The 24,148-nt window shown below is 55.0% G+C and carries 16 protein-coding genes; 3 read left to right on the forward strand and 13 right to left on the reverse strand.

Annotated elements, in window-relative coordinates:
- Nucleotides 1-65: 65 nt before the first annotated feature.
- Both tusA and Q4551_RS12990 read right to left on the reverse strand, forming a co-directional pair.
- Nucleotides 66-332: a sulfurtransferase TusA gene (tusA, locus tag Q4551_RS12985; protein ID WP_303434270.1), complete on the reverse strand. Its 267-nt coding sequence runs from the start codon at nt 330-332 to the stop codon at nt 66-68.
- A gap of 42 nt (nt 333-374) precedes the next feature.
- Nucleotides 375-557: a tRNA (uracil-5-)-methyltransferase gene (locus tag Q4551_RS12990; protein ID WP_303434271.1), complete on the reverse strand. Its 183-nt coding sequence runs from the start codon at nt 555-557 to the stop codon at nt 375-377.
- 61 nt (nt 558-618) lie between these two features.
- Here Q4551_RS12990 and hrpB point away from each other — a divergent pair, with 61 nt between their 5' ends.
- Nucleotides 619-3,267 carry an ATP-dependent helicase HrpB gene (gene hrpB / locus Q4551_RS12995; protein ID WP_303434272.1) on the forward strand — a complete coding sequence of 883 codons (2,649 nt, stop codon included), beginning with the start codon at nt 619-621 and terminating at the stop codon, nt 3,265-3,267.
- 10 nt (nt 3,268-3,277) lie between these two features.
- On the opposite strand, the gene Q4551_RS13000 is transcribed toward hrpB, so the two are convergent.
- From Q4551_RS13000 to Q4551_RS13025, 6 genes are all read right to left on the reverse strand, one after another.
- Nucleotides 3,278-4,879, reverse strand: a complete 1,602-nt coding sequence (locus Q4551_RS13000) for a DUF4124 domain-containing protein (protein ID WP_303434273.1) — start codon at nt 4,877-4,879, stop codon at nt 3,278-3,280.
- A 234-nt stretch (nt 4,880-5,113) separates the two neighbouring features.
- Nucleotides 5,114-5,890, reverse strand: coding sequence for an SHOCT domain-containing protein (locus Q4551_RS13005; RefSeq protein ID WP_303434274.1), 777 nt, complete (start codon nt 5,888-5,890; stop codon nt 5,114-5,116).
- A 199-nt stretch (nt 5,891-6,089) separates the two neighbouring features.
- Complete coding sequence (locus tag Q4551_RS13010) at nt 6,090-8,927, reverse strand: FAD-binding and (Fe-S)-binding domain-containing protein (protein ID WP_303434275.1); 2,838 nt, start codon at nt 8,925-8,927, stop codon at nt 6,090-6,092.
- Between the two features lie 61 nt (nt 8,928-8,988).
- The gene (locus Q4551_RS13015) at nt 8,989-9,672 is read right to left on the reverse strand and encodes a lactate utilization protein C (protein WP_303434276.1); all 684 of its coding nucleotides are present in this window, start codon (nt 9,670-9,672) and stop codon (nt 8,989-8,991) included.
- Nucleotides 9,672-11,225: a LutB/LldF family L-lactate oxidation iron-sulfur protein gene (locus tag Q4551_RS13020; protein ID WP_303434277.1), complete on the reverse strand. Its 1,554-nt coding sequence runs from the start codon at nt 11,223-11,225 to the stop codon at nt 9,672-9,674. The genes Q4551_RS13015 and Q4551_RS13020 overlap by 1 nt, the downstream gene beginning before the upstream one ends.
- Nucleotides 11,222-12,004, reverse strand: a complete 783-nt coding sequence (locus Q4551_RS13025; RefSeq protein ID WP_303434278.1) for a (Fe-S)-binding protein — start codon at nt 12,002-12,004, stop codon at nt 11,222-11,224. Before Q4551_RS13025 ends, Q4551_RS13020 begins: the two co-directional genes overlap by 4 nt.
- A 273-nt stretch (nt 12,005-12,277) precedes the next feature.
- Between Q4551_RS13025 and Q4551_RS13030 the strand changes: the two genes are divergently transcribed.
- On the forward strand, nt 12,278-13,042 hold the full coding sequence (locus Q4551_RS13030) for a GntR family transcriptional regulator (RefSeq protein ID WP_303434279.1): 765 nt from the start codon (nt 12,278-12,280) through the stop codon (nt 13,040-13,042).
- 25 nt (nt 13,043-13,067) lie between these two features.
- On the opposite strand, the gene Q4551_RS13035 is transcribed toward Q4551_RS13030, so the two are convergent.
- The 5 genes from Q4551_RS13035 to Q4551_RS13055 form a co-directional block, all read right to left on the reverse strand.
- A complete protein-coding gene (locus Q4551_RS13035) occupies nt 13,068-15,107 on the reverse strand; it encodes an ATP-binding protein (protein ID WP_303434280.1) in 2,040 nt (679 codons plus the stop codon).
- 566 nt (nt 15,108-15,673) lie between these two features.
- A complete protein-coding gene (locus tag Q4551_RS13040) occupies nt 15,674-15,937 on the reverse strand; it encodes a hypothetical protein (RefSeq protein ID WP_303434281.1) in 264 nt (87 codons plus the stop codon).
- Between the two features lie 282 nt (nt 15,938-16,219).
- A complete protein-coding gene (aceF, locus tag Q4551_RS13045) occupies nt 16,220-18,196 on the reverse strand; it encodes a pyruvate dehydrogenase complex dihydrolipoyllysine-residue acetyltransferase (RefSeq protein WP_303434282.1) in 1,977 nt (658 codons plus the stop codon).
- 14 nt (nt 18,197-18,210) lie between these two features.
- Nucleotides 18,211-20,862: a pyruvate dehydrogenase (acetyl-transferring), homodimeric type gene (aceE, locus tag Q4551_RS13050; protein WP_303434283.1), complete on the reverse strand. Its 2,652-nt coding sequence runs from the start codon at nt 20,860-20,862 to the stop codon at nt 18,211-18,213.
- A gap of 447 nt (nt 20,863-21,309) precedes the next feature.
- Nucleotides 21,310-22,299, reverse strand: a complete 990-nt coding sequence (locus tag Q4551_RS13055; protein WP_303434284.1) for a GlxA family transcriptional regulator — start codon at nt 22,297-22,299, stop codon at nt 21,310-21,312.
- Nucleotides 22,300-22,416: 117 nt separating this feature from the next.
- On the opposite strand from Q4551_RS13055, the gene Q4551_RS13060 reads away from it, so the two are divergent.
- Entirely contained in the window at nt 22,417-24,114 is a 1,698-nt protein-coding gene (locus Q4551_RS13060; RefSeq protein ID WP_303434285.1) for a beta-ketoacyl synthase, read from the forward strand.
- The last annotated feature ends 34 nt before the right edge of the window (nt 24,115-24,148 follow it).

A 24,148-nucleotide genomic window follows, 5' to 3' on the forward strand; every position in this document is an offset into this window, starting at 1 on the left:
CACAGGCACCGGCACCAGCCATGTACGTCCAGTACGTCCAATCGCTCAATATAACCAGAAGCTGATCAGGCGGTATCAGAGACCTTGCGAATAATAAAACGGTACACCCCGTCAAGGTCTTCTTGCAGCAACATCTCCTGCTCCAGAAACCCGCAAAAACGGGTGAAATCCCGCTGCGTCGAGGGGTCGGTTGCCAATATTTCGATACAGTCCCCCAGGGCAGCATCGTTCATCAGGTTATGCAACATCATCACCGGCTCCGGGCAAAACAGGCCGCGGGTGTCCAGTTGATGCTGAATCGGTAAATGTGGGGTAGTGTCTGACGAACTCAAAGGTCTCTCCTGGCAATCAAATCAGTAAATCATGTGATGGGGTCAGCGCTTTTTCTTGGCGCGCTTTTTACGTAAATAGTCCTTGACCGGTGTTTTACGAGTCGGTAACGCCTGTTCAAAGCGTTCCCGAATCGCTTCAACCCTGGCTTCCTTGTCGCGGTGATCACGTTGATGGCGGTGCTTTTCACTGGCAGCAGCAAAATCAACCACAGTCTCACTTGCCATAACGGCTTACCTCCTGACCGGTATATACTTGAATGCTAGCTATAGACTCGTAATTATACCAATGAATCCTTGCCGTCCTGCCTTTCCTGTTGATACCCAGCTCGCCAATATCTCTGCACAACTGGCCGACCACCCCGCCCTGCTGCTGACTGCCGAACCCGGTGCGGGTAAGACCACTCGTGTGCCGCTGGCGCTGATGGATGCGCCCTGGCTGGCCGGGCAACAGATCATCATGCTCGAACCGCGGCGACTGGCAGCCCGTAACGCCGCCGTCTTTATGGCCCGTCAACTGGGCGAGGCTGTCGGTGAGCGGGTCGGTTACCGGGTACGGCTCGACAACAAGGAATCTGCTCGTACCCGTATTGTGATTGTAACAGAGGGCATTCTCACCCGAATGCTGCAGGATGACCCCGAGCTGACCGGCGTTGGTCTGGTTATTTTTGATGAATTCCACGAACGTCACCTGAACAGTGACCTGGCATTGGCACTGGCGCATCAATGCCAGCAGCTGTTACGCCCGGATCTCAAGTTGCTGGTAATGTCAGCCACGCTGGATACCGATGCCTTGTCCCGGCAACTGCAGGCTCCCCTGCTTCATTGCCCGGGCCAGGGGTTTCCTGTCACGCTGGCCTACCGGCCAGCTGCGTCAGCCAACGAATACCTCAGTCATCACGCCAGCCGGGTTATTCATGAAGCCTTACAGCACAGCCATGGCCATCTATTGGTGTTTTTGCCCGGTGTGGCGGATATCCGGCGGCTGCATGATGAGCTGAAGCGACATGACCTGCCAGATAACCACCTTCATATCCTGCCACTTCATGGCCAGCTCAGCGAACAGGAACAAAAGCGGGCTCTGGCGGATGTGCCAGAGGGTCAACGTAAAATATTATTGGCGACCAATATCGCCGAGAGCTCTCTGACCCTGAATGGCGTCACCGGCGTGATCGACAGCGGTCTTGAACGGCGCATGGTATTCAGTCCGGCCAATGGTCTCAGTGAGCTCACCACGCGCGATATCAGCCAGGCTTCAGCCACCCAACGAATGGGCCGTGCCGGGCGACAGCAAGCCGGTTACTGCTACCGGCTGTGGCCGGAAAGTACCCACTCACGGCGGCCACGCCATATTGAAGCCGAGCTATTAACCGCCGATCTGGCACCACTGCTGCTGGAGCTGTTGTTATGGGGAGCCGACGCTGACGACTTGCTCTGGCTTGACCCTCCGCCGCTTGCCGCGCTGAATCAGGCTCGGGCGCTGTTGTGTCGCCTGGGGTACCTGGCCAGTATCGATAGCCAGAGACTGACGGAACACGGACACCAGTGTGCCCGTGTCGGTATCGAACCGCGCTGGGCATCGGCACTGATAACGGCCCATAAACAAGGACAAGCTCGCGACGCGGCCGAGTTAATCGCCCTGCTGCAAGAATGGCCGCACAAACAACGCCGCAGTGATGATGTTGAACGGCTATGGCATGCCAGCCGCTCAACTTCCTTGTGGCAGCAACGCGTGGCCCCGCTGGCCCAGCGCTGGCTCCGGGGCTTGTCTGGCCAGACTACCGCCACCGCAACTACTGCCGCCACCACAATTACCACCGCCACAGCAAGCGCCAGTCATCAGGCCAGTCTGGCACGCTGGGCATTACTGGCATTCCCGGAGCGCCTCGCCCGCTGTCGTAATCAATCGACCGGCCACTCCAGCAAAGCCAACAACAACAAGGCATTACGCTATCTGATGGCCAACGGCACGGGTGCCGAACTATCGCCAGACTCGGATCTGGCCGGTTGCCCCTGGCTGGTGATTCTTGATCTGTCCGGTGCCAGCAGCCACCGGATACGCCTCGCCATTGCCATTGATGAGGCCGAATTGGCAGACCTGCTGAGCGACCACCCTCACTGGCTGTCGCACCACACCGTGGTGCAATGGCAATCCCAGGGCCGTTTGCTGGCAGAAGAGCAACACAAGATCGGTGAACTGATCTGGCGGCGGCGCACCCTGGAGACACTGGGCCCTGAGCAATGGCGTCAGGCCTGGCGGGATTATTTTTGTCCATCGGTCAATTCCGACAGCCGGGTACAGCAGCGGTTGGCCAATCTCAACTGGACAGACGACGCGGTGCAATTACGTCAGCGCTTGCAGTTGTTACACCAGTACCATAGCGGCCATTCCTCCAGCCACTCCCAGAAACAGGGTTCCGCTGCGGGAGATTGGCCGGATGTGTCCGACCAGGGTTTACTGGCGCGCCTGGATGACTGGTTGTTACCGTTTCTGGATAACTGCCGCCATGAACGGCAGCTACAGCAGCTGAATTTGGTGACCTTGCTGACCAGCCTGCTCGACTGGCCGCAACAGCAGCAGCTGGAACAGCTGGCTCCGACACACTGGCGGGTGGCCAGCGGCTCCCGTATTCGTATTGATTACACTGAGACACCGCCGGTATTGGCAGTCAAGTTACAGGAAATGTTTGGTTATCCGCAGCAACCCGCGGTGTTAAACGGCCAAATGGCGTTAAAGATCCATTTGTTGTCACCGGGCCGGAAACCATTACAAGTGACCCAGGACTTACCTCACTTCTGGCGTCATGGCTATGCCGAGGTACGTAAGGAAATGCGTGGCCGCTACCCCAAGCACCCCTGGCCGGAAGATCCACTCAGCGCCGAGGCAACAGCCCTGACCAAAGCAGCCCTGGCCCGGCGCCAGAGCCAATCTTCCTGAACACTTTCCGTCAATGTGTTGCCAGTAACGACTCTACCTTGCTGATCATGCCAGCCGCCGCTGGCGCGCCCAGCACCGCGGCCCGGTTGGCATCGGCCATGGCTGACTGGTATTCCTGCTTGCCAACATAAGCGTTGGCCCGGGCCAGCAGGGCATCCTGCGTCTCCCCGAACCGGTCGATATAATCATCCCAGAGTTCGATCATATCTTGCCAGCGCTGGCGGCGGGCCAGTAAGTTATCCATCAGCACAAACCATTCGGGGCGGGCACTGTCTGCTGCCAAAGCCACACTGGCGTCACTTTCCGAGTTGGCCATCTTGCCCATCTCCATCCAGGTGACGGCTCGTTGATAGCTGGCCACCGCATCGGCCGGATCAAGCATCAATGCCTTGCCAAGAAAGTCCAGCGACTCCTCCAACTGTCCCCGCGTGCGGGCACGAATCCCCAACCCGGTCAGGCTGGTCAGCAACTGCGTGCGGTACCTGTGTATCCCCGGCGATTCCGGATCAATTTCAGTGGCATAAGCCAGCTCCGCGGCGGCATTGCGGTATTGCCGCAAGCTGCCATAAATTTGTGCTCGCCCCAAATAACTGTCGGCATCCGCAGACTCCAGGCGTAATGCCTGGGCAAAGTCATCCAGAGCAGCAGAATAACGTTTCATGGCCATACGGGCTTCCGCCCGATGGCGATAAAAACTGGCGACGTGTCCGTATTTCAGGGCACGAGTAAAACCGGCTTCGGCAGCAGCATACTGCTGACGTCCAAGCTGGGCTTCCGCCAGCAGTGCCTCCACATAACCGGGTAATACCGACAGTGCCGGGTTACTGCTCTGATGCACGATCACACGGTTGGCATAGGCCCGCATTCTGGCCTTGGAACCACCCCAACGCGGAGTCATGAACCCCAATTCGGTACTGGCAACCAACAGGGATGCCGGTATTTCCTCTGCTGCCCGCTGCAAGTAAAGCTGATGCTGCTCGTCATCTCCCAGCGCTACCGCTGCACCAATCAACAGGCTATAGGCCAGACCCGAACGCGGGTTCACCCGCAAGGCAGCATCGATATCCGTCAACGACGCATAAAAATACTTCCGGATAGCCTCGGCCTGTTCATCGGAGCGATGTGTCCGGTTTTGCTCGTAGCTGTCCCAGCCCAATCCGGTCAGGTAAGTAGCACGGGCGAGATAAGGAAATTCCAGATTCGGGTAGGTACGTACCCAGTCGTTAAAATAGTGTTCCAGCCCCGGCTTGCCCATATCAAACACCTGGTAGATTGCCCGGACTTGGGATTCCGTGCTGATATCCTCCGCCAGAATCTGATGGTATTTTTCCAGCCGGGTATTCAGAATCCCGAACTGACGCGCCCGCAGCAGCTTGCGTAAATGCTGGTAGTCACGACTGGAAATACCTTCAAGTGCAGAGACCCCTATGGACGTAGCCTGGGAAGATGACCGGGAAAGCGATTGCTCAGCCGGGTTATGGGTATTACGCCCGGACGGTGCACGATCGGAGAAGTGGCGACGGCCATCGCTGTCGACCCATTGATAGACTTCGGCCACAGCCTGTGACCCTATCAGGCACGACAACAACAGCGCAATCCAGACAAGGTTCATGATGGCTCCCGTATTATTCAGGCTACCGATAGTAATAGAATTTCTGTCAGAAAGGTGTTGGCTTTTTCACATTGGGAAGGATAAGACAGCATTGTCGTATCCGTGCGGGCAGTACGCACCGTGACGATGAACCCCAAGGCAGCGGGCATTGTTATCACCAGTGATAAAAATGCCCGCCCGCCGGGTTAGCCAGCAATACGACTGCCCTCTGGCCACAAACGTACTACAGACGCACTACAGACGTTGCAACAACTCGGATTTTTTATTGGAAAATTCCTGTTCCGACAGAATTCCCATATCTCTCAGGCTGGCCAGTTTTTCCAGTGCCGCAAACACATCATCCCGGTTACCAGTGTTGGTATTCTGGTTATTGTGCTGTGCTGGCGGTTGAGTATTTTGTACTGGCTGGGGTGCTGGCTGTGCCGGCTCTGGCGCTTGACTGATAAACGGGTTATGACCCGACACAATCGGCAAGCTGGTCAGATACACGGTACCGAACTGGCTGCTGAAGGTCAGTGAATTACCACCACCCTGCTGCTGGCTGACACCACCGATCTGGTGCTGTTGGGTATCGTAAACACTCACCTGACCATTGGAGTCGAGTGCCAGACGCTGACAATGGGGGAAAATCGCATAACGGATATTGTTTTGTGAACCGGATGACGACGGGTTACCCAGTTCAGACGGCCACCAGTTTCCAGACTGGAAACCACCTTGGCCCGCTGCCGGCTGTTCAAAGATCATCTGGCCATTACCCAGAATCGAGGCAATTTCACTACACAGATTATTGACGGTGTTTTTCAGGCCATTGTTGAACATATCGCCCACCATGGTCATGCCACCACTCATCCACTGGCCGCCACCGCCCAATTCCGGACAGTTGAATTGAGCCATGGTGCCGTTACCATTGATAACAGCCTGAATCATGCAAATAACCGCGTCACTGGACAGTCCATAGCGGCTGGACAGGTCGTTTACAACACCCTGACCATAGCCTGTTAATTTACTCATAATATCCTCCTGCTGCATGACGTACATTGGTCGCCACAATACAGCATCTATGGCGAGAATGTCCGATATTTACAGAAATTCTGAACATTTTTTAACCAGAACTCAAACATATCGAATAAGTGCCCCAGCGGAGTTTCTTGACAGGAAAATTCCGCTGAAGCAGGAGTGGCCAGCAACGATTACATCCGCCTCACATCCGCTAGGACGCAACCGCTGCTTTGGCGCTGCTGACCCGGTCGAGCAAATAGAACAGCGAGTGATAAGGAATCTCGCCATGCCGGGCCAGACCAATTTCACAGGTACGACTGGTAGACACCCCTTCTTTGCAGTCTTTCACCTGCCTCTTGAGCGGAGCCAGCGCCGAGGCATTCAGTTCCGGCATCATAAAGCCCTTGTCGCCGGCAAAACCACAGCAGGTAATATCTTCCGGTACCACGACTTGGGTTGAGCAATGTCTGGCCAGAGCGATCAGCTCGTTACCCAGGCCTTGCTTGGTGGTGGAACAGGTCACGTGTACTGCCACGGCGTCGTCTACCGGTTCAATGTCCAGCTGCGGCACCAGGTACTGATTGGCAAAGTTTACCGGGTCCAGTAACTGGATACGTTCATCAAGCTGCTGACTCATACGGAAAACACAAGGGCTGGTATCGATCAGTACCGGTATACGGCCGTTGTCGCTGATGGTCAATAAGGCCTGATTCAGCTGATCACGCATGGCATCGGCCTGCTCGAACATGCCTTTGCTTTCCAGCGGCATGCCACAACAGAATGATTGCTGGTCTGGCAACTGGGTCAGGGTCACGCCTGCCTTTGCTGCCAGCGCCAACGTGACTTGCTGCAAGCTGCGCTGGTCCTGATCCTGCTTCGCCGGGCCCATATTCCGGCTGGCGCAACTGGGGAAATACACCAGGTCGGCATCTGCCACTGCCGGTGCAATGGGTTTGGCACTGTGGCTGGCTTGTGGCATGGCATCGTGCCATAGCGGCAAGGCTTTCATGCTCACAGCAGAGGCCACCTTGCTGACGCTCGCCAGTGCCTTGTCGCCGATCACACCACGGGTAATATCCACCAGTTTGAGGCCAGTACGGGTGGTATTGGCGATGGTGTCAAAATGCCCGGCCACCCAGTTGGCCCGACCTTGATAACGCTGATTCCGTTCACTGCGCAAATAGCGACTCAGGTCACCGGTATTGATATCTACCGGGCAGGCCAGACTGCACAGGCCATCGGCGGCACAGGTATCTATACCTTGATACTGGTACTCTGCCTGCACTTCGCGGAAACGGGGATCGCTGCTGATATCATGCCCGGCACGATCCAGACGGCTCAGCTCGCGCATCACCACAATACGCTGCCGTGGGGTCAGGGTCAGGTTTTTGGATGGGCACACCGGCTCACAGAAACCACATTCGATGCATTTGTCGATCAGGTCATGGGCTTCCGGGATCGGTTTCAGGTCTTCAATATGGGCACGCAGGTTGCGGGTCAGGATTACCCCTGGATTCAAGCGCATGTCCGGGTCCAGGGCGTGTTTGATTTGCCACATCAGGTCATACGCTTGTGCCCCCCACTCCAGCTCCACAAACGGGGCCATATTCCGCCCGGTGCCGTGCTCGGCTTTGAGCGAGCCATCGTAACGCCCGACCACCAGCACGCACACTTCATCCATAAAGTCCGCATAACGCTGGATTTCTGCCGGATCGGTAAAGTTCTGGGTAAAAACAAAGTGCAGGTTACCCGCCAGGGCGTGACCAAAAATAATGGCTTCATCGTAGTGGTATTTCTTGAACAGGCTCTGCAGTTCCAGTACCGCCGGAGCCAGGGATTCAACCGGAAAGGCGACATCCTCAATAATCACCGTGGTGCCTTTTTCACGCATGGCACCCACCGCCGGGAACATGCCTTTACGGATATTCCAGTACAGCTGACACGTGGCCGGGTCGGTGGTAAAGGCTTTACCGTGCAGGGTATCGAAGTCGGACAACGCGGCCAGCACATCGGCCAGCTTATGCTCCAGCTCATGTTCGGTGGTGGCACGTACTTCGACCAGCAGTGCGGCAACGTCATCACTCAGGGAAGCCATATAGTCCGGCATGCCGGGTTTGTCCTGTACGGAGCGTAACCCGGCCCGGTCAATCAATTCGACGGCAGCCACTGGGCTGGTAGCCAACGCCGTCACCGCATGGCTGGTTTTTTCGATATCGGCAAACATCAGCAAGGCGGAGGCTTTGTGCGCGTGTTCTTCCACGGTGCGATAAACCACTTCCGAAACAAAACCAAGCGTCCCTTCCGACCCCACCATCAGATGCATCAGGATATCGATGGGATCGTGGTAATCAACCAGGGCATTCAGGCTGTAGCCGGTGGTGTTCTTGATCGAAAATTTCTTTTGAATACGGGCTTTTAACTCAGCGTTACTGCTCACCTGTTGATGCAGCGATACCAGTGCTTCGATCAGCTCGGGCTTGTTGGCCATAAAAGCCGTGCGAGACTCCGGGTCCGCGGTATCCAGCACCGTGCCATCAGCCAGGACCAGGCGCATGGATTCAATGGTTTGATAGGTATTCTGCGCCGTGCCACAACACATACCGGATGCGTTGTTGGCCACAATACCGCCGATTTTACAGGCATTGATGGAGGCAGGATCAGGGCCAATCTTACGCTGGAACGGGGCCAACTTACGGTTGGCATGGGCACCGATCACTCCGGGCTGTACCCGCAACTTGCCCCCTTCTTCCAGTACTTCCATGCCGTTCCAGGTGGGGGCCAGGCGTACCAGAATACCGTCAGTAACGGCCTGACCAGACAAACTGGTACCCGCCGCCCGGAAGGTCACATGCACCTTGTGTTTCCCGGCCAGCAACAACAGGTCGATGACTTCCTGCTCGGTTTCGACCATTACCACGGCCTGCGGTATCAGGCGATAAAAACTGGCGTCAGTACCCAGTGCCAACGTACGTAACGGATCGGTGACGATCCGTTCAACATTGATAATGTGAGCCAGATCGCTCAGAAACAGACTGTATTCGGGTTTCATAAAGTGTCCTTCGAGCTGGCGCACGGGCACCAGCCACATCAAATTCAAGAGGAAAAACCGCTCAGGCGCCGGTACTGTCATCCAGCAGCAAGACCACCAGTTGTTTTGGGCCATGAGCGCCATAGGCCAGTGTTTGCTGGATATCCGCCGTTTTGCTTGGCCCTGATATCAGCAACCAATTGGTCGGCAGTTTCCCTTGCCAGCGTGGCTGTTCGATCAATGCAGAAAAATTGGCCACCAGAGTACTCTGCCGTACCAGTACAAGACTTAATGGTGGCACCAGCGAGACGGTCCGTGGTTCTTCCGGGCCAGTCGCCAGCACCAGTGAACCGGTTTCTGCCAGGGCGGCGCTGGCGCGACTGAATCCGGCATCCAGCTGTTCAAACAGCTGCTGGCGCATGCCGCTGTCGGCAGGAGCAGCAACCGCGTCGTCAAACAATTGCACAAACAGCGTTGCAACACGGCTTGTCAACTCGTCTGCCAGTTCACGATTGGCCGGGCTGTTGCCCAGACACAAGGATGTCACCTGCTGCTGTTGCAGTACCTCGGCCAGCTGTTGCTGCCAGTCGTCTTCGCTACAGGGCACCACATCGGCGTGATTACTTTCCAGCAGTTCAATAAAACGGCTGCGCCATGCTGCTTTGTCCAGCCGTGGCATGGGTGGTAAATCGGTGCGACTGGCAGCGCTTGCCTGATTGGCCTGACCCTGACGCAGGCGGGCAAGAATGGTATTTCTGGAAGACATCAGTGTTGCTCCTCTGAAGTAACTACCGATGGAATGTCGGCCGCTCGGGCCAACTCGTGCAAACTCCGGGCGGCCGGTTTGGGCATCGACCGGGTATTGGTCCAGGGAGCCAGCTTACCGGGCATCAGGCCACGGCCACGGGTCATTACCCGGGTGCTGCTGCGGTATAAAAACGGCACCTTGTGTACCAGACTCCAGCCTTGCCAGATCAGGCTTTCGCCCAGTGAACGCTGACTGCCGGTCCCATTAACATGGGGTTGACCATTTTGCTGGGTGGCTACCGGAGCAACCGCTTCAGCACGCAAGTTACGAATCAGGTCCGGCAACGGAATACGCACCGGACAGGCTTCACCACAGGCACCGTTCAGCGAGCAGGCATTGATCATATCGCCATTGGCGGCCAGGCCTCCGGCAGAACCCAGCTGTGGCGTGACCACCTGACCAATCGGCCCCGGGTATGTCGAGCCATAGGCATGGCCACCGACGCGGGCATACACCGGACAATGGTTCATACAGGCACCACAACGAATACACTGTAACGTTGGTTGCAAATTCGGGTGGTTAAACATTTTCGAACGGCCGTTATCCACCAGTACCAGATGCACCTGTTCCGGGCCATCCAGCTCACCCTTTTGACGAGGGCCGGAAATCATATTGACGTAGGTGGTAATCAGCTGGCCAGTGGCGGAACGGGGTAACAGTGTCAGCAGTTCGGGGACATCACTCAGCCCCTGCACCACTTTTTCGATACCGGTCACGGCAATATGTAACGGCGGTGCGGTGGTACACATACGGCCGTTGCCTTCGTTTTCAACCAGCAGCAGGGTGCCGGTTTCTGCGATGGCCATATTGACGCCGGAAATCCCGGCATCAGCCCGCTGGAATTTCTGCCGCAGAATGGCCCTGGCATTACCGATCAGATCATCCACGTCTTCACTGTATGGCACTGCCTCGCCATCGGGTGTGGTGGCTCGGGTGTGCATCAAGCGGGCAATTTGCTGTTTGTTTTTGTGAATCACTGGCATCACGATATGGGACGGTGCTTCATGGGCCAGCTGCACCAGATACTCGCCCATATCACTTTCCAGACATTCAATACCGCGGGCTTCGAGGTAATGGTTCAGTTCAATTTCTTCACTGACCATCGATTTGCCTTTTACCACGGTACGCGCCTGATTGGCGTCCAGGATGCCGTGAATAATACGGTTGGCTTCGTCCGCAGTCTCGGCCCAGTGCACCTGGATACCATTGGCCACCAGGTTGGTTTCCAGCTGCTCCAGCAAGTCGGGCAAGTTGGCCAGACTGCGTTGACGTGCGGCTTCACCACGGTCTCGCAGTGCTTCCAGTTCCTGATCGTCCGGGAAGACGCTTTTGCGTTTTCCCATCAGAAAATCGCTGGCGCCCCGGAAACTGGCCCGCAAGGTATCGTTTTCCAGCGACATTTTTGCCCGCGCCTTGAAGTGCCGGGACTGCATATCGGCAAAGTCGTGATCTTCCTGGTCAACGATCGTTGTCAGTTCAATAAACGATGGGGTTGAAGTGGGTGTACTCATGACGGGTCTCCACTGGTTGCAGCGGCGTAACCGGTCAGGGCTTCTTTTACCAGCGTCGCCAGATGTTGTGTGGGTATTGAGCGGGCTTTCCCCTGCTCTGCCAGTCGGTCCAGTGTGCCGCCGATATTCATCATGCAACCACAGTCGGCACTGGTAATCACATCCGCGCCGGTGGCGTCCATGGCCAGCGCTTTGTCTTCCGCCATGGCGGCCGAAATATCGGCCTGCTTAACGGCAAAGGTACCACCAAAACCACAGCATTCCGTCACCCGCTCTGGCTCCACCACGGTCACTCCGGGCAGGCAGGTGGCCAGCGCCATATGTTGTGCCGCAACCCCCATTCCGCGGCGCGAAGAACAGGAGGTATGCAAGGCCACTGTCCGGGTCGGCTGGTCGGCTGAAGGCGGTTGGGCGATGCTCAGGATCTCGTTATCCAGCCCCAGGACATTGATCATAAATTCACTGAACTCATACGTTCGGGCAGCCAGCGCCCTGGCCTGGGCTTCTTCAGGGTGTCCGGCAAACAGGTCTGGATATTCCAGGTGCACCATACCCGCACAGGACCCCATCATCACCACCACCGGGATATCGGCCTCAAACGCCGCCAGTTGTTGACGAGCCACGGCACGGGCTTCGTCTTCGTAGCCCGAATTCCAGGCGGGCTGGCCGCAGCAGGTTTGGCCTTGAGGAAAAACGACCTCAACGCCCAGTTGGCGCAGCACCGTAATGGCATCCATTCCGGCGTGCGGAAAAAAGCTGTCAACGAGGCAGGTACCCATCAAATAAACCTGCGTCGGCTTGGCCGGGCAGGTTCTCTGTATGGGTGAAGAAGTAATGGTCATAACGACTCCACGGTAGCGGTTTGTACAAAGGTATTTGTACAGGTGTCTTGCAGTTTTTATTGTTCTTGGTTAAATTGGTCTTACCAATTACCCAAATGTTATTGCGTAAGTTACCGCATATCACTTGGGCTGGTCAATGTATGAGCTGGCCAAGGAGTGCCCGGAATGCGCCTCATCCATCGATTGGCCCGAATTCCAACAGGAGTCCTGATGACCCCGAGCCGTATCAAAAGCCAGAAAATTTCCGATATGATTGCTGCCGAACTCGAAGGCATGATTATTGAAGGCAGTCTGGAGCCAGGGAAAAAGATGCCGACAGAGCGGGAGCTGGCTGCCCGTTTTGAGGTTTCCCGCCCTTCTGTGCGAGAAGCTCTCAACAAACTGGATACCAAGGGGCTGGTTACTCGTCGCCAGGGTGGCGGTACCTATGTGGCCGATAGTATCGGCCGGTCGCTGTCCGACCCCTTGCTGGAGCTGTTCCAGAGCCACCCGGAATTCAATTACGACCTGCTCGAATATCGTCACGCCCTGGAAGAAGTCGCCGCCCATTACGCCGCGCTGCGAGCCACGGAGTCGGATCACGCGATTATCAACCGCCGCTATCAGGAATGGCTCGATGGTCATAATGCCCGCCTGGGAGCCAAAGCCGAAGCGGAGCTCGACTGGCGTTTTCATTTATCCATTGCCGAAGCATCACATAATGCGGTGCTACTACATTCGATGCGGGCATTACTCAGCCTGTTCAAACAGACCATTGCTGCCAACCTGACCTACTTGTATACCGAGGAAGGCCGCCGCGATGCCATTCGTTTGCAGCACGAGGCCCTGAAAGATGCGGTGATTAACCGCAATGAAGATTGCGCCCGTCAGGCGGTCAATAGCCACCTGGTATTTGTGGAAGAGGCGTTGCAGCAAAGCAGTCGTTTTGAAAGCCATGCCCAACGCTCGCTGCGGCGTTTTTCCATGATTCGTTAACCGCAATACAGCCCGGCTCGGATAGTCAGACAGGTTTCACCAACGCCAGTATCCGCGCCACCAGCTCTGGCAGCTTGAATGGCTTGCTCAAGTAAGCGTCCATCCCGGCATCCAGACTGATACGTTCATCCTGTGCCGAGGCATTGGCCGACAAGCCAATCACGGGTGTCCGGACCTGGTATTTCTCACGCAATAACCGGGTCGCTTCCAAGCCCCCCAACACTGGCATTTGAATATCCATTAGCACCACATCGATAGCATCTGAACCATCCAGCAGCATATCAATGGCTTCCTGCCCATCGCTGGCACACGTCATCGACGCACCGCGGCGACGTAACATTTCGCAGGCCAGCTTGCGATTGACCACGTTGTCATCAACCACCAGAACGTGAATCCCGTGCAGCAGCAAATGCTCCGGTACCGCCGGGCCTTCATCTTCTTCGTGACGGACCTGGGCATTGGACAACCCCGGTGCAGCCGACGCTGATGACTCTGCGGGTTCACTCGGCAAGGCCAGTGTCAGCGACACCCCAAACTCACTGCCTTTCCCTTCATCACTACTCACCAGCAATTCACCGTGCATGGCTTCAACCAGCGCCCGGGTAATACTCAGGCCCAAACCAGTGCCTCCATAATGGCGCGTGTCTGAGCCATCCACTTGCTGGAACTGCTCAAAAATAAGGGCCAGCTTATCCGCCGGGATACCACGTCCGGTATCCGTCACCAAAAGCCGGAGGCGCACTTCGTCGGCGCTACAGCGGATCAATTGCACTGCCAGTGTTATCGTCCCGGTAGCGGTAAATTTTGCGGCGTTACTGGCAAAATTCATCAATACCTGGGTCAGCCTCAGTTCATCCCCACAAACTTGCTCCGGCACGCCTTCATCGATACTCAACAACACTCTGACCGGCTTCTCGCTCACCAGCGCTTTCAGACTCCCCAGCACGGAATCCATCATCGGCCGCAACAGAAAGGGTTTCGATTCTATTTCGACACCCACGGCCTGGATTCTGGAAAAATCGAGAATATCATTAACCAACGCCAATAAATGCCGCGATGAGGTCAGCGTCTGGTTAGCGTAACGATGCACATCGGAATCGTTGGTACACGCATCGATCAGTGTGGTGAAACCAAGAATGGCATTTAACGGGGTGCGTAGCTCATGGCTCATATTGGCCAGAAATTCAGACTTGGCCTGGTTGGCGACTTCGGCTTCCGACAAGGCCACTTCACCCTGAGCACACGCTTCTTGTAATTCCGCAGTGGCGACCGCCACTTCACGCTTGAGCTCCTCGGGCTTGTGCATCAAATCCCAGAGCAGCCAACTTAAAAAGGGTGCAACAAGGAAAAACACCAGCCACAAGATGATTCGTTGCATCGGCAAGTGGTGGTAGCCCTCGGCCCGGCTGGCACCGATTTGCCAGGAACCGCCTGGCAATAACACCGTCGCCAGTACCGGATCACGCTCAAAAACATCAGGGTCGCCAAAAAAGACATCGCCGTCAGCTCCCAATCCATCCTTGCCGCGCACGGCAAAATCCAGCCAGTATTCCTGCTTCGATAAACCGGCATCCAGCAGCAGCTGATCAATATCAAGCAGAATCGTCGAGAAGCCCCAGAAAGAATCGTCGCTACCGTCGGATAAAAAAATCGGCATACGGGCAATAATTGCCTTTCTTCCGGTTAACAAGGGAGATGGCCCGGCAATAATATAACGACGCTCATTGATGCCCTGTTTGATCAGCGGGCTACGGATCGGATCTTTCATCAGGTCGTAACCCAGCGCCTTGCCGTGGTCGTTTTTATTGGTCATGTAAGTAATGACACCATTGGGTGCCAACTGCAAACTCATCACACTGTCAGCCGCCCGTTGGCTGTTGAGCGCAAAAATCTCAAACTCGCGTTCGGTAAAATTCGGCCGCACATGCACAAAAGCCATTAGCCCGTAAGCCAGTTGTAAATGCTGGTTAACCACCGCAGATAATCGGCTGCTTACCTCGCTGACACGAGTCTTGGCTATAATGGTCTCGGATGCCTGTTGCTCTGCGATAAGTAACCGGTCCATATACAGAAAGACCAGACCCAAGCCGATTAATAGCGAAACAGGGAGAAGAAGATACTTGCGCATGGCGCTCCGGGAAATAACGAAACCAGTCTATCCTACCCGTTAAGACTAGCGCACTAAACACAATTTGCAGCCATTCCCAACAACAAGGCTATCACGGCACTATTGTGAGCTATTAAGAGATCCCAACGCGCCAGGGGTTTTACCCTGTCTTCTCTTGACTGTCGGGTTTATTACGCAATGGCAAATGATAATAGACGGGATGTTTGGAACAGGAAGCCCTCCACCACTCCAGAACAGGGCATGAAAGGTAACAGGCTGGTGTTTATTGGCCAGACAAGGGGATGCACGATGACGATACAGCCTTTCATCAGAAAGAATTGTCATCTAGCGTCATTGGCATTGATTATGATCTGAGACAGCATCTGCAGAATATAGACACCAGAATTCCTGGTTCGGGTAGCCCAGCCACAAAGGCGGGTTAAAGGCGGGTTAAAGGCGGGCTATAGCAGTGATCTGGCAACAACTCCTCAGAACACTGCTTTAAAAGCACTTCTCCACTACGATCAGCTTTTCCGCAGCAGCGAAAAGCCGGCTTTGATTTCCTCTAATGTCAGGAAGCCATCGCCATCTTTATCCATTTCATCAAAATTCTTGGCCAGGCGAGGAGCCTCTTCGGCCTCCGCTTTGGAAATAACGCCATCTGAATCAGTATCAAGGGCAGCAAAACGTTTCTGCTGGCGGCTTTGATTGCCATATGTTCCCTCATCAGCAAACGCCACACTACCTGTAGCGCACAACACCAGCATAATAACCGTCACATCCTTCATCAGAAGCTTTCTCCAATACGCTGTCAATGAGCCTTTATTTTACCAATCCAGTTGTCATCCGATGTCAGGAAATGAAACAAATAGTGGAAAACGGCCAGCATCTGAATGGCTCATTACGATAAGAAAGGCATAAAAAAACCGGCCAGGTGGCCGGTAAACAGACAGTCCACAGCAAGCGTAACACCGCTGGAACCTGACAGAGCCAACCCCCAAATGATTGGCTCTTCGAAACAAACCGGCCAAGGACCGGCTTGCTTCCACTTCACACGCGAGGTGAAGAATTTACAGCAGAACCCGACGGATATCCGCAATCATTGCCACCAGAGTGGTGAAGAAACGACCACAGTCCGCACCGTTAATGGCACGGTGATCGTACGACACCGCCAGCGGCAGCATATTACGTGGCACAAATTCCTGGCCGTTCCAGACCGGTTTCATCTGCGCCTTGGAAACCCCAAGAATCGCTACTTCCGGTGCATTCACAATCGGAGTGAAGGCTGTTCCACCCATGGCACCCAGACTGGAGATAGTGAAGCAGCCACCTTGCATATCGCGAGGTTTCAACTTGCCATCCCGAGCAGCCTTGATCAGTTCGTTGGCTTCTTTGGCAATCTGGTAGATGCCTTTTTTATCGGCATCACGCAGTACCGGTACCATCAGACCATTCGGGGTATCGCAGGCAATACCAATGTGTACATAGTTCTTGTGAACCATGTGCTCACCGTCATGATGCAATGATACGTTAAAGCTTGGCTCTGCCCGTAATGCCATTGCCACGGCCTTGATCAGGAATGGCATCGGCGTCAGTTTGATACCGGCCTTCTCGGCTTCCGCTTTCATCGACTTGCGGAATGCTTCCAGGTCGGTGATATCGGCTTCATCAAACTGGGTTACGTGCGGTACGTTCAACCAGGCACGCGACATATTGGCCGCCGTCACCTTCTTGATCTTGCTCAACTTGACCATGTCGATATCGCCAAACTGGCTGAAATCAACCGCCGGGATCGCAGGGATACCCGCGCCACCAGTCACCGCTTTGGCAGCTGGTGCCTGTTCCGTACGCTGCAAGGCGTTCTTGACGTAGCTGCGGATATCGTCCTTGGTGATACGGCCACGAATACCGGTGCCTTTCACCTTGGTCAGATCAACACCCAACTGGCGCGCCAGGCGACGGGACGAAGGACCAGCGTAAATGTCGTTGGAGACTGTCTCTTCCTCAACCGCAACCGCACCGTTTTCCGAAACCGGTGACACTGCTGGAGCAGCCACTGGCGCAACAGGTGCCGCAGTCACAGGGGCCGGTGCTGCTGGAGCCGGTGCCACAGCAGCCGGAGTCACAGCCTCAGAGGCCGCCGCAGGTTTGAAGACAGCATACAGATCGCCTTCACTGACGGTATCGCCTTCTTTCACCTTGAAGCCGACCAGAATGCCATCTTCCGGAGCCGGTACATCCATGGACGCCTTGTCGGTTTCCAGCACAATCAGTGAATCTTCTGCACTCACTGCGGTACCCGGAGCGACACACAGTTCGATCACGGTTACACCGTCAGCGCCACCCAGATCCGGCAAGGCCAGTTCTATTTCAGCGGCTGGTGCCGCAGGCGCTGCGACCGGTGCAACAGCAGCGACTGGCGCACTGGCAGCAGGCTCAGCTACGGCGGTGGATGCCGGGGCAGCAGCACCCGCGACTTCCATCACGGCGTACACGTCCCCTTCCTTGACCTTGTCATCTACCGAGACCTTGAACTCAATAATCTTGCCCGCTTCCGGAGCCGGTACGTCCATGGACGCCTTGTCGGTTTCCAGCACCAGCAGCGAGTCCTCAGCCGCCACCTCAGTATCCGGCTCAACACACAGTTCAATCAGGGTTACTTCATCAGCACCACCGAGGTCAGGGATGGTCAATTCAATCCGCTGACTGGCAGTGCTTGCTGCCGCTGTGGAGACAGCAGCAGGTGCCGCTGCTGGCTCAGCAATGGCGGCAGGAGCTGCCGGGGCTTCAGCGGGCGCGCTTTCCACAGCCGCGGTTTCCAGTACCAGAATCGCGTCGCCTTCATTGATCTTGTCACCAACGCTCACCAACAGTTCAACCACGGTGCCCGCTTGTGGACAAGGCACTTCCATTGACGCTTTGTCGGTTTCCAGTACGATCAGATCCTGGTCGACGGTGACGGTATCACCAATCGCTACGGAAATTTCAATAACATCTACGTTTTCAGCACCACCGATATCAGGTACTGCTACAGTCACTTTGCTCATGTGTCAGCCTCCTGTTAAACCGTGGTTGGGTCAGCTTTGTTTTCATCAATACCCATCTTGGCGCGGACTTTTGGCAACTCGGCAGCATCAAACTTGCCTTGTTTTGCCAATTCTGTCAGTGCTGCCAGAACAACGAAGCTACGGTCCACTTCAAAGAAGTGACGCAGTTTCTTACGGGTGTCAGAGCGACCGAAACCATCGGTTCCCAGTACTTTGTAGCTTGTGGGTATGTATCCGCGCAATTGCTCGCCATAGGTCTTGATGTAATCCGTGGCAAGAATAACCGGGCCATCTGTCTCAGCCAGCTGTTGGGTAATGTAAGGTACCCGTGCTTCTTTCTCGGAGTTGATCATGTTGTAGCGTTCACAGGCCTGACCATCACGGGTCAGCTCGTTCACACTGGTCACACTCCAGATATCGGATTCAACACCAAAGTCTTCACGCAGAATGTCAGCCGCGGCTTCCACTTCACGCAAGATGGTACCGGACCCCATCAGCTGAACCCGGGCAGCGTCGGATTTTTTACCTTCTTTCAGCTTGTACATGCCTTTGATAATGCCTTCCTCGGCACCAACAGGCATTGCCGGATGAACGTAGTTTTCGTTCATGGCGGTGATGTAGTAGAAGCAGTTTTCCTTGTCTTCGTACATGCGTTTCATGCCGTCCTGGATAATAACGGCCATTTCAAAGCTGTAGGTAGGATCATAGGATTTGCAGTTGGGAATGGTATGGGCCATCAGATGGCTGTGACCATCCTGGTGCTGCAGACCTTCACCGTTCAGCGTGGTACGACCAGCGGTGGCACCAATCAGGAAACCACGAGCCTGGATATCGCCCGCCAACCAGGCCAGATCCCCAATACGCTGGAAGCCGAACATGGAGTAGAACACGTAGAACGGCACCATGGCGCAGTTGCTGTTGCTGTACGCAGTTGCCAGCGCGACCCAGGCAGACATGGCACCGGCTTCGTTGATGCCTTCCTCCATGATCTGGCCTTTCTTGTCTTCTTTGTAGTACATGATCTGGTTGGAATCGTGAGGCGTGTATTTCTGCCCGGCTGAGGAGTAAATACCCAGCTGGCGGAACATGCCTTCCATACCAAAGGTACGCGCTTCATCCGGCACAATCGGTACGATACGCTTGCCGACTTCCTTGTCTTTCACCAGCTGCGACAGTACCCGCACAAACGCCATGGTGGACGATTGTTCACGTTCACCAGAGCCAGTCAGCTGACCCTTGAAGGCTTCCAGCGGTGGTACTTTCAAAGCATCAAAATCGACGCGGCGTGACGGTACAACACCGTTGAGCTTGTCGCGACGTTCTTTCATGTATTTCATTTCAGGGCTGTCTGGTGCTGGACGGTAATAAGGTACCTTGGTCAGCTCATCATCAGACAACGGAATACCGAAACGATCACGGAATTGCTTCAGCGAGTCCTTATCGAGTTTCTTCACTGAGTGCGTCGGGTTGGCGGCTTCGCCGGCATCCCCCAAACCATAACCCTTGACGGTTTGAGCCAGAATCACCGTCGGTGATCCTTTGTTGGCCATGGCTTCTGCGTAAGCGGCATACACCTTGAACGGATCATGTCCACCACGGTTCAGCTTGAATATGTCTTCATCAGACATGTCCGAAACCAGTTCCAGCAGCTCAGGATATTTGCCAAAGAAATGCTTGCGGGTATAAGCGCCGCCGTTGGCTTTATAATTCTGCAATTCGCCGTCACAGACTTCATCCATGCGTTTTTGCAGCAGGCCAGTCTTGTCTTTTTCCAGCAGAACGTCCCAATGACGTCCCCACACCACCTTGATGGTATTCCAGCCAGCGCCACGGAAAACGCCTTCCAGCTCTTGCATGATTTTACCGTTACCGCGCACCGGTCCATCCAGGCGCTGCAGGTTACAGTTGATCACGAATACCAGGTTTTCCAGTTGTTCACGGCCCGCCAGTGAGATCGCACCCAGTGTTTCCGGCTCGTCACACTCGCCATCCCCCAGGAATGCCCATACCTTACGATCACCACGGGAAACCAGATCACGGGCAGACAGGTAACGCATGACGTGCGCCTGATAAATCGCCTGAATCGGGCCAAGACCCATGGAAACCGTCGGGAACTGCCAGTAATCCGGCATCAGCCAGGGGTGTGGATAGGAGGACAGGCCTTCACCGTCGACTTCGCGGCGGAAGTTATCCAGCTGTTGTTCATCCAGACGCCCTTCCAGGTAGGAACGGGCGTAAATACCAGGGGATGAGTGACCCTGGAAGTAGATCAGATCACCCAGATGGCCGTCATCGTTGCCACGGAAGAAATAGTTGAAACCGATGTCATACAAGGTGGCAGCTGAGGAGAACGAGGCAATATGACCACCGAGGCCTTCATCGTTGTCGTTGGCACGCATTACCATGGCCAGGGCATTCCAGCGAACCAGCGAACGGATGCGGCGTTCCATAAACAGGTCGCCCGGCATACGGCGTTCTTTATCAACCGGAATGGTGTTGCGATACGGTGTGGTGATCGCTGCTGGCAAGGTGACACCTTTCGCCAAAGCGTGGTCAAACATGGCCTTCAGCAGGAAAGCCGCGCGCTCGGGGCCAGCATGGCGAATGGTAGCGTGGAGTGAGTCGAGCCATTCTTGTGTTTCGTAGATATCGACATCTTGTGTCATACGGAACTCCCATCTTCTTATTCATGCGCCCGGATCAGGCGCGGGTGACGGCCTTGTGAGCCTGGCAGCCCCTAAAATCTGGTCTTGTCTACTGTCTCTTTATACGTATTTGAACGTATGGGCAAGTGACGACAACGGACGCTGTTTTACAGGCTGAAAATTCTTGGTCTCTGGTCGTAATACCCAGTCAGTCTAGAGTACCAATCCCAAGTGACGGGCGACAGTCTGCCGTGTCACAAACAAGAAAACAACGCCTTCTCGTAATTTTTTTACAAAAAGGGTTGTTTATTTCAATCCTGGATAAGTCGACATCAAAAAACAAAATACAGCTCTAAATAGCCCATGATCACTGAACTATAAGCATGGAAAATGACGATAATCACCCAAAACTATAGGTGATTTTGATACCAGAATCGATTTCAGAATAATATTTCAGGCACGTTTCAACTAACTACTGGTAAATAATTTACCGCGCACTTTTTTACGGAACTCGCCGGGTGTTTGTCCCTGCAGGCGACGAAAGATCCTGATAAAGTAACTGCTGTCACCAAATCCCAACTCCTGGGCGATATCCGCTACCGATAAATTGCTGTGCTGCAACAATTCCCTCGCCGCCTGGCAGCGAATGGCTTGCTGGTACACCAGCGGTGTCACCCCCACGACCTGTTTGAAGCGGCGCATGAATTGCCGTTCACTCAAACCGGCCTTGTCTGCGAGCTGGGCCAATGAAAAAGGTTCCCGCAAGTACTGACGCATCCAGCCCTGAACCAGCGCAATACTTTCATCAGCATGATGGGAGTCTTCCCCGTCAGAGTACACCCGGTTTTCAAACGGCTGCCGTACCTCCGGTGAAAACTGCTGCTCAATCTGTAACGCCATATCCCGCCCCCAGGTCTGACCGATAAAATGAATCACCATGTCTGCCCCGGAGTTAACGCTGGCAGCGCAATAAATACGCCCGGCCTGAGTCAACAAATGCTGTCGTTGCAACAAAACGTCTGGGTAATCAGCCGCAAAACGATCCTGATAATGCCAATGGGTGGTGGCTGGCTTGCCATCAAGGATGCCACTGGCAGCCAGCAGACAAACCCCGGTGCCAACGGAAATCACACTGGCCCCCTGTCGGTATTGCTCAGCAATCCAGCGAATCACACTGCCGTGTGTCTGCAAGACACGTCGCGGATTGCGCCACAGGGCGGGCACCACCACCAGACTGGTTGATTCAATATCCGCCAGCGCCCGGTCCGGGCAAAGCTTGAGTCCTCCCAGACTCACCACATCGCCCGGCCTGGCAACTCCGGTCTCAATATGGAAGCTGACATTACCCTGACGAGCGACCTGCAAACGGGCGCGTACGGCCTCCAGCATCTCAATCGGAATGGCAATACTGGAGGCCAACATCTGATCAACCAGCAGTACCGTCACATGTTGCAACAAAGTGTCTCCCCCATATCATTGAAAATGGCATTATTGTTTTATCTTTTGTCTATATTAATCTACTTGATCGAATTTCTATCCCCTTAAGATAGGGAAAATTTTCCAGGGGTCTCAACTATGAAAAATCTGGCAGTCATCACCGGCTTTGGCGGCATCAACGCCGCAGGCCGCAGTTCAGGCCACCACGCATTCCGTCGTATGATCTTTGAATCATTGACAGGGGCCAAACGCGAACAAACCCTCACCAGCCTCGCCAGCCTGATGGCCACCAGCGATGAGCACACTATTCTGAACGGCACACTGGTTCGCGAATGGGACAACGTGTCATGGGATGCCAAGGCCGTGCCCTTCCACAAACCATTTAAAGATGAAGAAGGCAACCCCTGCTGGCGTCTGACGCACAAACGCTTACCGGTACAAAGTGCCGGGCAACTGCCACTGGGTTTTGACCCGGCCACTCTGTACCGCTCATTACACCACCCCCGGGGCTTGCAAATGGCGGTCTATGGCGCATCCGATGCACTGGGATCGCTGGGCATTGAATGGGAAACCCTGTGCCAACAGGTAGGCCCTGATGAGATTGCTGTTTACGCCGGTTCTTCCATGGGCCAGCCTGATGCGACCGGCAACGGCGGCATGATGCAAGCGGCATTACTGGGCAAGCGCACGTCATCCAAGCAATGCGCCATGAGCATGAGCCAGATGCCCGCCGACTTTATTAACGCCTATGTCCTTGGCAACGTGGGCACCACTGGCTGCATGACCGCCGCTTGCGCCACCTTCCTGTACAACCTGCGCCTTGCCAAAGACGATATCGAAAGCGGCAAGCGCCGTATTGTGATTGTCGGTAATTCAGAAGCCCCCCTGATGCCTGAAATCGTCGAAGGCTACAACGCCATGACGGCATTGGCGTCCGAACACAAATTACGGGATCTCGACAAGGTCGCAGACACCGAAGACGCTGACTTCCGCCGCGCCAGCCGTCCATTTGGTGAAAACTGTGGCTTTACCCTGGCTGAATCGGCACAGTTTTTTATTCTGACCGATGATAAATTGGCGCTGGAACTGGGGCTGAATATCCATGGCAGCATCGGTGACGTACAGATCAATGCCGATGGTTATAAAAAATCCATTTCCAACCCGGGCATCGGTAACTACCTGACCATGGGTAAAGTCGTCGCCAATGCCCGCCGCCTGCTCGGTGATGATATCTTGCGCAACGGCAGCTTTGTCCATGCCCATGGCAGCAGCACACCGCAGAACCGGGTGACGGAATCCCATATTTACCAGCAGCTTGCCGGGGCCTTCAAACTGGAAAACTGGCCAATCACAGCCGTCAAGGCATACGTGGGCCACTCCCTCGCTGCAGCCTCAGCAGATCAGCTCACCGCAACGCTGGGTACCTGGTCCGAAGGCGTGATTCCCGGCATCAAAACCGTACACACCATTGCCGACGACGTACACCAACAGCAGCTCGAGTTTGTCTTGCAAGACAAGCCGGTTGACCCGGCAGAACTCCCAGTGGCCTTTATCAATGCCAAGGGCTTTGGTGGCAACAATGCATCCGCCATGATTATATCCCCAGCCCATACCCGGCAATTAATAGAACAGCGCTACAGCACAAACGAGATCAACCGCTATTGGCATCGTAACGAACTAGTGGTAGAAACGGCGTACCAATACGATAAGGATGCGATCGCAGGTAAAACCCGGCCACGTTATCACTTCGGTGAACAGGTGTTAGGCCCGGACGACCTGACCATCAGCGATGAGGAAATTTATATCTCCGGGTGGGACAAACCTGTCTCTCTCTGACCCCTTCGGGCGTCAGTGACGGTTTTCTGCCCGG

Origin of the sequence: Oceanobacter sp. 5_MG-2023 (assembly GCF_030548165.1) — a bacterium.
Lineage (GTDB): Bacteria > Pseudomonadota > Gammaproteobacteria > Pseudomonadales > Oceanobacteraceae > Oceanobacter.